The organism is Pseudomonas sp. C32 (assembly GCF_030417915.1).
Taxonomy (GTDB): Bacteria; Pseudomonadota; Gammaproteobacteria; order Pseudomonadales; family Pseudomonadaceae; genus Aquipseudomonas.
This window is the reverse complement of sequence record NZ_JAUHUK010000022.1, coordinates 41,635-53,216: the sequence shown is the minus strand read 5'-3', so window position 1 is coordinate 53,216 and position 11,582 is coordinate 41,635. Positions and strand designations below refer to the sequence as shown.

The window sequence follows — 11,582 nt, the reverse complement described above, 5'->3', positions numbered from 1 at the left end:
CTACTTTGCAAACGTCGATTTTCCGAGCAAAACAGCGCGAGCGCCCGACATCACAATTGAAAGGCGTGGGGTTCAATAGTCGTCATTCGAAGCCGGCCAACCGATCGGCGTTATTCCAAGGACTGGAGAGAAAGAATGAGTACTCACGAAACCGATCCCCTTATTGTCACGCAGCCACACTTACCCCTTCCTCAATTGGTACAAGCGCAAAACGGCGTGTTGAATCCGGCGGATAGAAAGGCAGTGGTCAAAGTGGGGCCTTATCCCGGTATGGCGTGTGGCGACAAACTGCTGTTGACCTGGGCAGGCCTGGATACGGATGGCCTTGCTTACAAGTACCAAGTCTCGCGATTCGTCAGTGAGAGCAGGGTGGGCGAAGAAATAGTCTTCACTATCAGCGACAGGCATATTGCGGCACTGGATGGGGGTTCCCTCGAAATCCATTACGCACTCAGCACTGCACGCTTCGCCGAACCGGTGCATTCCGGTGTTTTACAACTGAGTGTGGGCGATATCAGGTCTGATCTGCTGCCAGCGACGGCGAATGACGCTGTTGGCGGAACACTCGATCCTGAGCGGGTAGGGGAAGGAGCGCTCGTCACCATCAGGCCTTACGCACGAATGGTCGCGGGAGACTGGGTTCTGTTCACTTGGTCGGGTGTTACGCCCGAGGCCAGTTTCAGTGATGTGCTGAAAGTCGAGGCGTTTGCCGTGGGGGGTGAGCTGTCATTCTGGGTCGGCCCGGAATTTGTAACGCCCAATCTCGGTGCCACGGTGACGTTCGGTTACTGCGTTAAACAACAAGGCCAGGCACACCTTTATTCGGAGCCAGCACAGCTGTTGATCGGCAGCCTGGAGCGGGGTGCGCTTGCATCACCTGTCGTGCTGGAAGCTGAGGAAGGTTGGCTTGATCTTCAGGACACGCTGGATGGCGTAACCATCGTGATCGAAGATGCCCAAGCCGAAGATGGCGAACTGGTTTACCTGAAATGCGACGGGGACGATTTCTTTCACCGCGACGATCGCGAAATAACGAGGGAAACAGCCGGTCAAGCCGTGGTGTTCATTGTTCCTTACCGGTTTTGGAGGGAGCATTCGGGCTCAACGATTCGAGTTTCCTACCAGGTCGAACGCCTCGACGATAGCAGTCAGCAATCGGACGTGACGTTGGTGCAGGTGCAACCGCAAATCGGGTAAGAATCCGTAGCCGTCATCCAGTGCTCGGTATGAGGCTGGATGACGGGGCATCAGTGTTTACGCTCGCAGTCGATCTGCGGCCCGGCGCAACAGGTGTTCCGTATCGGTCCAGCCAAGGCAGCCATCGGTGACGGACACCCCGTATTGCATTGACGAACCCAGGGGTTGGCATCCCTCGAACAAATGACTTTCGATCATCATGCCGATCAGTGAATGGTCACCTTGCAAGCGCTGTTCAAGGACATCATCGAACACAGCAGGTTGGCGCAATGGGTCCTTGCCGCTATTGGCATGGCTGCAATCGACCATGATCCGGGCGGGAATTTTCAATCGAGTCAGATCGCTGTGCACCTGGGCGACACTGGCGCGATCGTAGTTCGGTCCACGATGGCCGCCACGTAGTACCAAATGAGTATCTGCATTACCGGGCGTTTGAATGATCGCCGGGTGGCCTTGGCTATCGACACCAAAATGCCGATGCGGATGGGCGGCCGAACGCATGGCATCAGTGGCCACACCAACGCCACCGTCGGTGCCGTTCTTGAAACCGACCGGCATGCTCAGGCCGCTGGCCATTTCCCGGTGGATCTGCGATTCGGTCGTACGGGCCCCAATGGCTACCCAACTGAGTAAATCGTCAAAGTAGCCGGCTGCCATCGGTTGCAACAGCTCGGTAGCAACCGGCAGGCCCAGACGGAGCATTTCACGCATCAGTTCACGGGACAGCGTCAGGCCGCCAGCCATGTCATCGCTGCCATCCAGTCGCGGATCGTAGGCCAGGCCTTTCCAGCCGACAGTGGTACGGGGTTTTTCGACATAGGCACGCATCACCAACAACATCTGGTCGCTGACTTCAGTGGCCAGGCGGGCAAGCTTGCCAGCGTATTCAAGAGCTGATTCGGGATCGTGAATCGAGCAAGGGCCGACGATGACCAAAAGACGGGAATCTTCACCGTTAAGGATCGCGCGAACCGCTTGGCGGTGCGCATTGACCTGATGGATCAACGCATTGCTCAGAGGAAGTTGCTGTTTGAGTTGCAATGAGCTGGGCAGGCGCGAGGTCAGCGCTTCATTGGCCGGGCTCAGTGTGGACAGCGGTAGTGCGCAGACGGAGGAGTTCATATGAATGGCTTCCTGGGCTGAAGGCGGGGTCATACCCGCGCAATCGGCCCTACTGGGGTGTTCGACAATTGGCCGGATCGGCTGCGTGTATGTGCTTGCCACCTGTGGGTGACCGATCGGAGGCGGCAGGCTGTCCCGAGCGGAGGGTGGTAAATCGCCAGGCGGTAAAACTGTCGTAACGGTAATAAGTGGTGTAGTTCATTGCGTTGATCCTCTGAATGTCTGGTGTGTCGCTAAAAATGACAGGGCTGAAAAAACAAAACCCCCGGTCGGGAGGCCGACCGGGGGTTGAGAAATCTCTGGTGGCGACCCGTTTGAAGTGGGCGCCGTGTGGGTATCAGGCGCGCCAGTGGCTAAACCAATACCCAAAATAAAAGCTGATCGGGGCACAAGCGTCATTTACCCGGGCAGCCGCAACCGAGCGCAGGGCGCTGGCGGTACGAAGCTGTGAAAGGGTGTTGAGCATGACGTGTCTCCAATGGATGCGCCGAGCTTACTAGAGGCCGGTACGCAGATTCAATCAGAAATTGCTATCGATCGTCGTTGGCGACTTCTATCACTTGAGTGCCTGTACAGGCGCGAGACGCCTGGCGTCTGCGACAAGCGTTTGAAGATGAATTGAAACTTTTTATCTGACGCTTTCCGCTAGGTCTGCCAGTCGCTTTTTGCTAAGGTGTCTGGCAACCCAATAAGACCATATTGCGAGGTGTCTGCTTGATTAGGGTGCTAGTAGTCGATGACCATGATCTCGTTCGTACAGGCATTACACGAATGCTGGCTGACATCGATGGCCTGCAAGTGGTCGGCCAGGCTGAATCGGGTGAAGAGTCCCTGATCAAGGCGCGTGAGCTGAAACCCGATGTGGTGTTGATGGACGTCAAGATGCCCGGTATTGGCGGTCTTGAAGCCACCCGAAAATTGTTGCGCAGCCATCCGGACATCAAAGTCGTCGCGGTGACCGTCTGTGAGGAAGACCCGTTTCCTACACGGCTGTTGCAAGCCGGTGCCGCGGGCTACCTGACCAAGGGCGCCGGGTTGCCGGAAATGGTCCAGGCCATTCGCCTGGTGTTTGCCGGACAACGCTACATCAGCCCGCAGATTGCACAGCAACTGGCCATCAAATCTTTTCAGCCGACCAACGATTCTCCCTTCGATGCCCTGTCGGAGCGAGAAATCCAGATCGCATTGATGATTGTCGGTTGCCAGAAAGTGCAGATCATTTCCGACAAACTGTGCCTCTCCCCAAAAACCGTGAACACCTACCGTTACCGCATCTTCGAAAAGCTTTCGATCAGCAGTGATGTCGAGTTGACGCTGTTGGCGGTTCGACACGGAATGGTTGACGCCAGCCTCTGAAAATGACCGAAACCTTTGATCCAAGCGCCTTTCTGTCAACGGTCAGTGGGCGTCCCGGCGTGTACCGCATGTTCGATAGCGAGGCGCGGCTGCTTTACGTCGGTAAAGCCAAAAACCTCAAAAATCGCCTCTCGAGTTACTTTCGCAAATCGGGCCTTGCCCCCAAGACCGCCGCTTTGGTGGCGCGTATCGCGCAAGTCGAAACGACCATCACGGCCAACGAAACCGAAGCCTTGCTGCTTGAGCAGACGCTGATCAAAGAGTGGCGGCCGCCCTACAACATCCTGTTGCGCGACGACAAATCCTATCCTTATGTCTATCTCTCGGACGGTGACTTTCCACGTCTGAGCATTCATCGCGGCGCGAAAAAGGGTAAGGGCAAGTATTTCGGGCCTTATCCCAGCGCGGGGGCCATTCGCGAAAGCTTGAGCCTGTTACAAAAGACGTTTTTTGTTCGCCAATGCGAAGACAGTTATTACAAGAACCGGACGCGTCCATGCCTGCAATACCAGATCAAACGGTGTAAAGCTCCCTGTGTCGGTCTGGTTGAGCCCGAGGTCTATGCGGAAGATGTGCGGCACTCGGTGATGTTCCTTGAGGGGCGCAGCAATGCGCTGACCGATGAGTTGTCCGCCGGGATGGAAGACGCCGCGGTCAATCTGGAGTTCGAGCGCGCCGCCGAGTTGCGTGATCAGATCGCCTTGCTTCGCCGGGTTCAGGATCAGCAGAGCATGGAAGGCGGAACGGGCGACGTCGATGTGATCGCAGCCTTCGTCAACCCGGGCGGCGCCTGTGTCCATCTGATCAGTGTGCGGGGCGGGCGGGTGCTCGGGAGCAAGAACTTCTTCCCCCAAGTGGGTATCGAGGAAGACGTTTCCGAAGTCATGGCTGCTTTTTTGGGTCAGTACTACATCACCAGTCCCGAGCGCGATTTGCCCAGTGAATTGATTGTTAACGTGGTTCACGACGACTTTCCGACACTGATCACCGCCATCGATGAGCTGCGCGGTCGGGAGCTGACCATCAGCCATCGGGTGCGCGGGACGCGGGCGCGTTGGCAGCAACTGGCGGTGACCAATGCCGAGCAGGCGTTGGGTGCTCGCCTGGCCAACCGCCAGCATGTCGCCGCTCGCTTTGAAGCGCTGGCAGAAGTCCTGAAGCTGGACGAGCCGCCGCAGCGCCTTGAGTGTTATGACATCAGTCACTCCAGCGGTGAAGCGACCGTGGCGTCCTGCGTGGTCTTTGGACCCGAAGGCCCGATCAAATCCGACTACCGTCGCTACAACATCGAAGGCGTTACGCCAGGCGACGATTACGCGGCAATGCACCAGGCGTTGACTCGACGCTTCAGCAAATTGAAGGACGGGGAGGGCAAGTTGCCGGACATCCTTCTGGTGGACGGTGGTAAAGGTCAGTTGTCCATGGCTCGCGATGTGCTCAACGAGTTGGCCGTACCCGATCTGATCTTGTTGGGTGTGGCCAAGGGTGCGACGCGCAAGGCAGGCTTCGAAACCCTCTATCTCAATGATGCTGCCCATGAATTCACCTTGCGCGGCGACTCGCCGGCATTGCATCTGATTCAGCAGATCCGGGACGAAGCCCACCGTTTTGCAATTACCGGGCACCGCGCCCGTCGCGGAAAAACGCGTCGGACGTCTACACTAGAGGGCGTGGCTGGCGTTGGACCTACACGTCGGCGTGACTTGTTGAAACATTTTGGTGGATTGCAGGAGCTGTCTCGTGCCAGCATCGAAGAAATTGCCAAAGCCCCCGGGATCAGTAAAAAGCTCGCAGAGTTGATTTATGCAAATCTGCACAGCGAGTAGAATGCCCCCCTCACCTCGTAGCCAGTTGTGCCGATGAATATCCCTAATCTGATTACCGTTCTACGCGTTCTGCTCATACCGATCTTCATTTTGCTGTTCTACTTGCCTTATCAGTGGAGCTACATGGCATCTGCCTCGGTGTTTGCTTTCGCTGCTGCCACCGACTGGCTGGACGGGTATCTGGCCCGCCGTCTGGAGCAAAGCACGCCGTTCGGGGCTTTTCTCGATCCGGTTGCCGACAAGCTGATGGTTGCTGTTGCCCTGGTTTTGCTGGTGCAGGAGCACGGCAATTTGTGGCTCACGCTACCCGCCGCCGTCATCATCGGTCGCGAGATTGTCGTCTCGGCACTGCGCGAATGGATGGCCGAACTCGGTGCCCGTGCCCACGTCGCCGTATCGAATCTGGGCAAATGGAAAACGGCTGCGCAGATGCTGGCGCTGGTGATCCTGCTGGCCAATCCATCGAACTTCAGCTTCTGGGTTCTGATGGGCTATGCGTTGCTGATGGTGTCCGCCGGGCTGACGTTGTGGTCCATGGTCCAATACTTGCGGGCCGCTTGGCCGCATCTGAAGACCGACGTGGAAAAGAAATAAAACTTTTTTGAATCAAGGGGTTGACGGGGCTTCTGGATTCTATAGAATGCGCCACACCAAGACGCGGGAATAGCTCAGTTGGTAGAGCACGACCTTGCCAAGGTCGGGGTCGCGAGTTCGAGTCTCGTTTCCCGCTCCAAATATTGTTTTTCGGTTCTCTGTTGAGTGCTGCGAAACCAGAAGAAAAGAGGCTTAGGCCTCTTTTTTTTCGTCTCGAAAAAAGCTACCCGCAGCCACGAATTTCAAGTAGATCAATGAGTACCTCGAAATACGGGTTTTGCGGGTAGCAGTAGATAACGCATTGTCGACGCCGTACATCTCTCCTCATTCGGGAAAACCGTACCCTCAAGGATTTTGATGGAGGTCAGTCCGGCTTTTTCAGAGTGTCAGTACCCGTGACCATACGGATTCTGACTTTAGGGACCTGCCGTTTCTCAAACACAATGCCTTCTTTTCCTTCGCTTCGTTTTTCCACCAGATAAAGCACATCATCGCTTTCTCCGACGATGCAGCCGGTCACAAGATCCAGGCTGTTGAGTTGAACGGACGATGGTGTGCACTGACGCAGTTCGTTGTACGCGGCCAGTTCGGCGCGTTCTATCGATTGGGAGACCGTCATCTTCCAGATACTCCAGAATCCAAGGGCGACCAGGCTGATCAGCAACGAGGCAATGACGGGTTCTCTGGATCTTTTGAAACGCTTTTCCAGCCATAGCGCCAGTCTGTAACCACGACTCTCGGGATTAGGATTTACTGAAGGTGAGGCGCGGTCGGGGTTCTCGAAGAAATGCATCATCGTTGAGAATACGGCCACTGCTGCGATTGCAATGAGGAGGGCGGTGAATATGATCAGGATATTGACACCGCCATATACCGCATACATATAGCTGTCAAACCCTAGTCGTGTAACGGGTACGCCTAACTTACTGTTGATCACTTCCAGATAGACATAGCCGCTTGTAAAAAACAGAGCGAACAGCAGAGCGACAATCGATAAACTTTCGAACTTTACTGCTCGCCATAGTCTTGCATAGCTCAAGGGAGCAATACCGGTGACGACGCGATTCTCGTTATTCATGGAGAGTCCTTTCCTGGGTGGGTGGCGAGTCTAGCGAGCACCTTCGGTGCTGCCTAGATTGTGTGTATCGCCAAACATTACCTGATCGCATAGGCGATCCATGAACAACGCAAAACGCCACTCAATAGAGTGGCGTTTTTGTGTCTGCGCGTTATTCAGGGTTTACGTTAACTCGAAGGCACGATCAGGCCTGCGCAGTGCTCATCTCGCCAGCGGTTACGGATTTATTGCGCACTGCTTTATAGAGCAGGCTGGACACCATGAAGCCCGCAATGGCCAGTATGCTCATCAGCGTGAAGACATAGTTGTAACCCTGCTGGCCGGGGAAGTGGTCGAGGATCGAACCATAGATGACGTAGGCAAACATGCCCGGTGCATAGCCGATCAGGCAGCCGATGCCGAAGGCCGAGCCGGTGATGTGCTGGGGAATGCCGACTTCACCCATGGGGGCCCAGAACACGCCGCGCATGGAGAACACGATCAGGGCGAAGGACAGGGTCGCGGCCATGCCCGCATAGATGAAGCCCGGGCTTTTCGGAATCAGCATGATCACGCCCATCAGTGGTAGCAGCGCCAGGAATGCCCACTTCAGGTAGCGGCTGGTGCTCTTGAACTGTTTATCGGCAATGAAACCGCCGGCCGGCCCGCCGAGGATCTTCAGGAAGTACTGGTTGATGATGCCGTAGGCGCCCACCAATGCCACGGGCAATCCGTACATTTCCTTGAGGTAAGGAATGAAGTAAGTCAGGCCGCAGTAGACGATGTAGACCATGAACACGTTGAGGCTGACCAGCCAGATTCCCGGTACCTTGATCGCTTCCATCAGGTTCACCAGACCATTCTTCGGCTTGGCCACCGACGGTGCGTTACCGCCCTTGAGCAGGAAGAAGGTCAGGGTGCCGGCCAGAATGTCGATGACCGAGTAGAACAGAATCGCAGACTTCAGGCCGGTTTCACCCGAACCCATGGCGACGAAAACGCCCAGTGCGGAAAAGGCCACCAGCGTATCAACCACGCCACGTCCGCCTTCGAGCAGGCCGAACAACCGGCCTTGCTCCTGATCGTCACCCAGGTTGCGGATGGCTTTGAGCAGCGATGGCCAGAACAGGCAGTCGGCACACACGGCCAACAGACTGAACACGATCAACAGATTGCTGAACGGTGGAAAGGTCGCCAGGTACAACCCCAGTCCACCGGTGCCGATCAGGCCGAGGGGGATCAGTTTGCGCGTGTCATAGCGATCGGCGAGCAGGCCACCGACCACAAACAGGGCGGTGGCGATAATCGCGTTGGCACTCAGCAGAACACCGATCTCGGTGTGGCTCAAGCCCATGAATTCCTGCATGGGCACATAGAAGGCATCCTTGAGGTTCGCCAGCTTGTAGATGGTGCCGCCACCAAGAACGAGGATCAGGAATCTGAGCCATTTGGCCTTGTTTTGAATTGTCATTATTGTTCTCCGGGCGTAATCGGGTCGTCAGGTTCACGCGTTGGAAGGGGGGGCCAGCGTCAGTTCGGCCAGGGTGCGCAATTCGGCCAGCACGCTACGGACATAGGCGACCTGGTTGTTCGCCCAGCGGTGTTCATCGGCCAGCATTCGCTCAAGGGAGTAACCGTTCGGGAGCGGCGTTTCGCTCATTTCCCGGTAGGCAATAAACGGGTCGGCCGCTTCAGTGCTCTGGCGGAAGGCCGGGGCCACGTAGTGGTTTTCCTGCTCGAGAATGAACGCGATCACCTGTGGGGTGGATTCGCCGAGCATCAATAGCTCGAACAGCATGCGGGCGCTGGGCAGATCGTCTTCGTCGCTGCCCTGCAGGACACCGTAATGACCGAAACCGTTTTGCTCGGGGACGATGCGTACACCTTTGAGGTGTGTCTGGCGGATGTGCGGCGCCATGGTGCGCAGGGCCTGCAAGGGCTGTTCGCAGGCATTGATCATGTTGCCGAAGTCGAACAGTGCGTGCAGGCGAGGGTGGTTGAGACGGTTGAGCAGCTGCGCGATCTCGTTGCTCTTGAGTTCTTCATGCTGTTCGAAATCAAAAAACAGATCGTGCTCGTCAGCCTGCTGCGCGAGGTAGTGCAGATCGGTTTCGATCACGCCCATGACGTGCGACAGCGTGCCCTCGTAACGTGAGTAGACACGGATGTTGCGCACGCCCAGGGTTCTGGCGATGGCAATCACCTGGTCGACGTCTTTTTTCCGCGTGCTGCTGATTTCCAGGTGCAGATCCAGCTCAAGCGCTTTGGCCTTGGCAGCGAACGCCTGGAGCTGCACGGATGACATTTGGCTCAGGCTGTTTTCCTCGCCGTCGAGCAAGTGCAGGCTCAGGCCTTGCAGCTCGTGGCGATAGGCGAAATCCAGCAGGTCGGCAGGGGTAACACGACCGTGGGTGAGGTTGGTCAGTAGCGGGTAAGCATGGGCAAACAGCCGCATTTGGCCGAGACGCTCAAGCAGCCGCCGGGCCAGGGCATCGGTCAGCGCGGGAACTGCGCCGTGTTCGACCACCTTATGGCTCAGCAAGGCGTTGAATCGTTCCTGGATCTTATTGTTCATTAGAGTCGTTCCTGGTTCAGACACCGTGCCTTTATCGCGCCAGTCAGGAACTCTCGATAGATCCATTATCAGTTAATTGATAAGGCCACTTGTCTCACATCAAGCGGTCGGTGGCAGATAACCCAATGTGCGCAAGGCATTGGCCAGCGCTTCGACACGTTCGCGGGCCTGGTTTTCAGGCGTGCCGGCAAAGCCGATCAACAGAGCTGGCGCCAAGGCATGCTTGATGCGGTAGTCGCTCAAGGCGTAGGTGTGAATGTTGTGCCGGGCCAGTTGCCGGGCGATGTCGGTGTCGCTGAGTTCCGGGGGTAGCCAGGCGATCAGGTGCATGCCGGCATCCGTCGGAGTGATCCTGAAAAAGCTGCCGATCTGTTGTTCAAGCTGTTCGATCAATGCTTGCTGGCGCGCCTTGTACAGCGCACGCATGCGGCGGATGTGCCCCAGGAAGTGGCCTTCGCCCATGAAGTCCGCCGTCGTCGCCTGAAGCAGCGTGGGCGGGCTGCGATCCATGACTGCGCGCAGGGTACAGAAGGGTTCGACCAGCGCCTGCGGCAGAATCACGTAACCCAGGCGCAGTGACGGAAAGAGCACTTTGCTGAACGTTCCGACGTAGATCACCCGGGCCATCTGGTCCATGGCATACAGCGCCGGGAGGAGGCGGCCACTGTAGCGAAACTCACTGTCGCAATCGTCCTCGATGATCCAGCTCTGGTGCTCCGCAGCCCAATCGATGAGTGCCTGGCGTCGCGCATAACTGAGGGTGACACCCAGCGGATGCTGGCGTGAAGGCGTACAAAACACCAGGCGGGCATCAGGGCGCTCGGTCAGGCCTTGCTGGACATCGATCCCCTGTTCATCGATACGCAACGGGACCACCTGAGCGCCTTGGGCTTGCAGGGCAATGCGCGCGGCGATGTGCCCCGGGTCCTCCATCCAGACGCTGTCCTGCGGATTGAGCAGCAGCATGCCCAACAGGTTGAATGCTTGCTGCGCGCCGGAAACGATCACCACTTGTCCGGCATCGCAATCGATGCCGCGTGCATCGAAGACGTATTCGGCAATCGCTGCGCGGAACGCCTGCAAACCTTGCAACTCGCCATAACCCAGAATGGCTTTGGTTGGCTTGAGCAGGTGACGGTTCATCAGGCGCCGCCAGATCGCCTGCGGGAATGCCTCATAGGTGCTGTGGCTGGGCAGGAAAGAGGTTGGGGTCGTAGGGTCCCAATCGGTATAAGACACCCCGCGAAAATGATCGCTGCGCAGCGATAGCATCGACTGGCTCAGGTCTGACAGGCGTGGCGGCTGGGGCTGTTGCTCGTCCTCGATACCCCGGCTTTCCCACTCAGTGCCGACATACGTGCCGGCGCCGGTGCGCGAGGCCAGAAAACCTTCGGCAATCAACTGATCGAAAGCATTGAGAATGGTGATCCGCGATAACCCCAACTCGTTGCTCAAGGTCCGGGTCGACGGCAGGCGCACGCCCCCTTGGATTCTGCCGTTGAGTATCTGTTTGCGAATCTGCAGATACAGTTGGCGGTACAGGGGAATCGCACTGGCACGGTCCAGCTCGATAGCCGACAGCAGCAAACCTGCGGGGGATTTCATGGCATGCTCGTCTGGGTGAAATGGGATATTAACTGGAAACCGTCAGGCGACGGGCAGGCAAGGGTATCGAGCGATACCTCATAAGTCATCCGTCTGTCGTTGATGTTCGACGCAATCCGCAAACCTGGCGCCAGATTTTTTTTTGAAATCAAGGGGTTGCCAGCCTCAAGAAATCAGTACATAATTCACGCCATCGAAAGCACTGACGGCTGAAAAAGCTGAATGTTTTCAAGGGGATAGCGAAGTGTAG

Annotated in this window: 9 protein-coding genes and 1 tRNA gene; 5 read left to right on the top strand and 5 right to left on the bottom strand. The window is 56.8% G+C overall.

The features are described from left to right. Nucleotides 1-135: 135 nt before the first annotated feature. Nucleotides 136-1,197 (top strand): hypothetical protein, encoded by a 1,062-nt coding sequence (locus QYH43_RS22435; protein WP_301158139.1) that lies wholly within the window; start codon nt 136-138, stop codon nt 1,195-1,197. Nucleotides 1,198-1,254: 57 nt separating this feature from the next. Here QYH43_RS22435 and QYH43_RS22430 read toward each other — a convergent pair whose 3' ends face one another. After that, nucleotides 1,255-2,319: a 3-deoxy-7-phosphoheptulonate synthase gene (locus QYH43_RS22430; RefSeq protein ID WP_301158138.1), complete on the bottom strand. Its 1,065-nt coding sequence runs from the start codon at nt 2,317-2,319 to the stop codon at nt 1,255-1,257. 714 nt (nt 2,320-3,033) lie between these two features. On the opposite strand from QYH43_RS22430, the gene uvrY reads away from it, so the two are divergent. From uvrY to QYH43_RS22410, 4 genes are all read left to right on the top strand, one after another. Continuing rightward, entirely contained in the window at nt 3,034-3,675 is a 642-nt protein-coding gene (gene uvrY, locus QYH43_RS22425; protein ID WP_032829778.1) for a UvrY/SirA/GacA family response regulator transcription factor, read from the top strand. 2 nt (nt 3,676-3,677) lie between these two features. Further along, nucleotides 3,678-5,501 (top strand): excinuclease ABC subunit UvrC, encoded by a 1,824-nt coding sequence (gene uvrC / locus QYH43_RS22420; RefSeq protein WP_301158137.1) that lies wholly within the window; start codon nt 3,678-3,680, stop codon nt 5,499-5,501. A gap of 33 nt (nt 5,502-5,534) precedes the next feature. Further along, nucleotides 5,535-6,095 (top strand): CDP-diacylglycerol--glycerol-3-phosphate 3-phosphatidyltransferase, encoded by a 561-nt coding sequence (gene pgsA / locus QYH43_RS22415; protein WP_095058124.1) that lies wholly within the window; start codon nt 5,535-5,537, stop codon nt 6,093-6,095. Between the two features lie 63 nt (nt 6,096-6,158). Continuing rightward, nucleotides 6,159-6,234 (top strand) — tRNA-Gly (locus QYH43_RS22410). Nucleotides 6,235-6,459: 225 nt separating this feature from the next. Here QYH43_RS22410 and QYH43_RS22405 read toward each other — a convergent pair. The 4 genes from QYH43_RS22405 to QYH43_RS22390 all read right to left on the bottom strand — a co-directional run bounded on the left by QYH43_RS22405 (nt 6,460) and on the right by QYH43_RS22390 (nt 11,332). Then, nucleotides 6,460-7,173 carry a hypothetical protein gene (locus QYH43_RS22405; protein ID WP_095055985.1) on the bottom strand — a complete coding sequence of 238 codons (714 nt, stop codon included), beginning with the start codon at nt 7,171-7,173 and terminating at the stop codon, nt 6,460-6,462. Between the two features lie 184 nt (nt 7,174-7,357). Further along, nucleotides 7,358-8,623, bottom strand: coding sequence for an MFS transporter (locus QYH43_RS22400; protein ID WP_301158136.1), 1,266 nt, complete (start codon nt 8,621-8,623; stop codon nt 7,358-7,360). Between the two features lie 33 nt (nt 8,624-8,656). Then, entirely contained in the window at nt 8,657-9,727 is a 1,071-nt protein-coding gene (locus QYH43_RS22395) for a TIM barrel protein (RefSeq protein ID WP_301158135.1), read from the bottom strand. Between the two features lie 99 nt (nt 9,728-9,826). Further along, nucleotides 9,827-11,332: a PLP-dependent aminotransferase family protein gene (locus tag QYH43_RS22390; protein ID WP_301158134.1), complete on the bottom strand. Its 1,506-nt coding sequence runs from the start codon at nt 11,330-11,332 to the stop codon at nt 9,827-9,829. Between the last annotated feature and the right edge of the window lie 250 nt (nt 11,333-11,582).

Coding starts and splice junctions, on each gene's coding strand:
- QYH43_RS22435 (WP_301158139.1), top strand. CDS start 136: ATGAGTACTCACGAAACCGATCCCCTTATTGTCACGCAGCCACACTTA.
- QYH43_RS22430 (WP_301158138.1), bottom strand. CDS start 2,319: ATGAACTCCTCCGTCTGCGCACTACCGCTGTCCACACTGAGCCCGGCC.
- uvrC (WP_301158137.1), top strand. CDS start 3,678: ATGACCGAAACCTTTGATCCAAGCGCCTTTCTGTCAACGGTCAGTGGG.
- pgsA (WP_095058124.1), top strand. CDS start 5,535: ATGAATATCCCTAATCTGATTACCGTTCTACGCGTTCTGCTCATACCG.
- QYH43_RS22405 (WP_095055985.1), bottom strand. CDS start 7,173: ATGAATAACGAGAATCGCGTCGTCACCGGTATTGCTCCCTTGAGCTAT.
- QYH43_RS22400 (WP_301158136.1), bottom strand. CDS start 8,623: ATGACAATTCAAAACAAGGCCAAATGGCTCAGATTCCTGATCCTCGTT.
- QYH43_RS22395 (WP_301158135.1), bottom strand. CDS start 9,727: ATGAACAATAAGATCCAGGAACGATTCAACGCCTTGCTGAGCCATAAG.
- QYH43_RS22390 (WP_301158134.1), bottom strand. CDS start 11,332: ATGAAATCCCCCGCAGGTTTGCTGCTGTCGGCTATCGAGCTGGACCGT.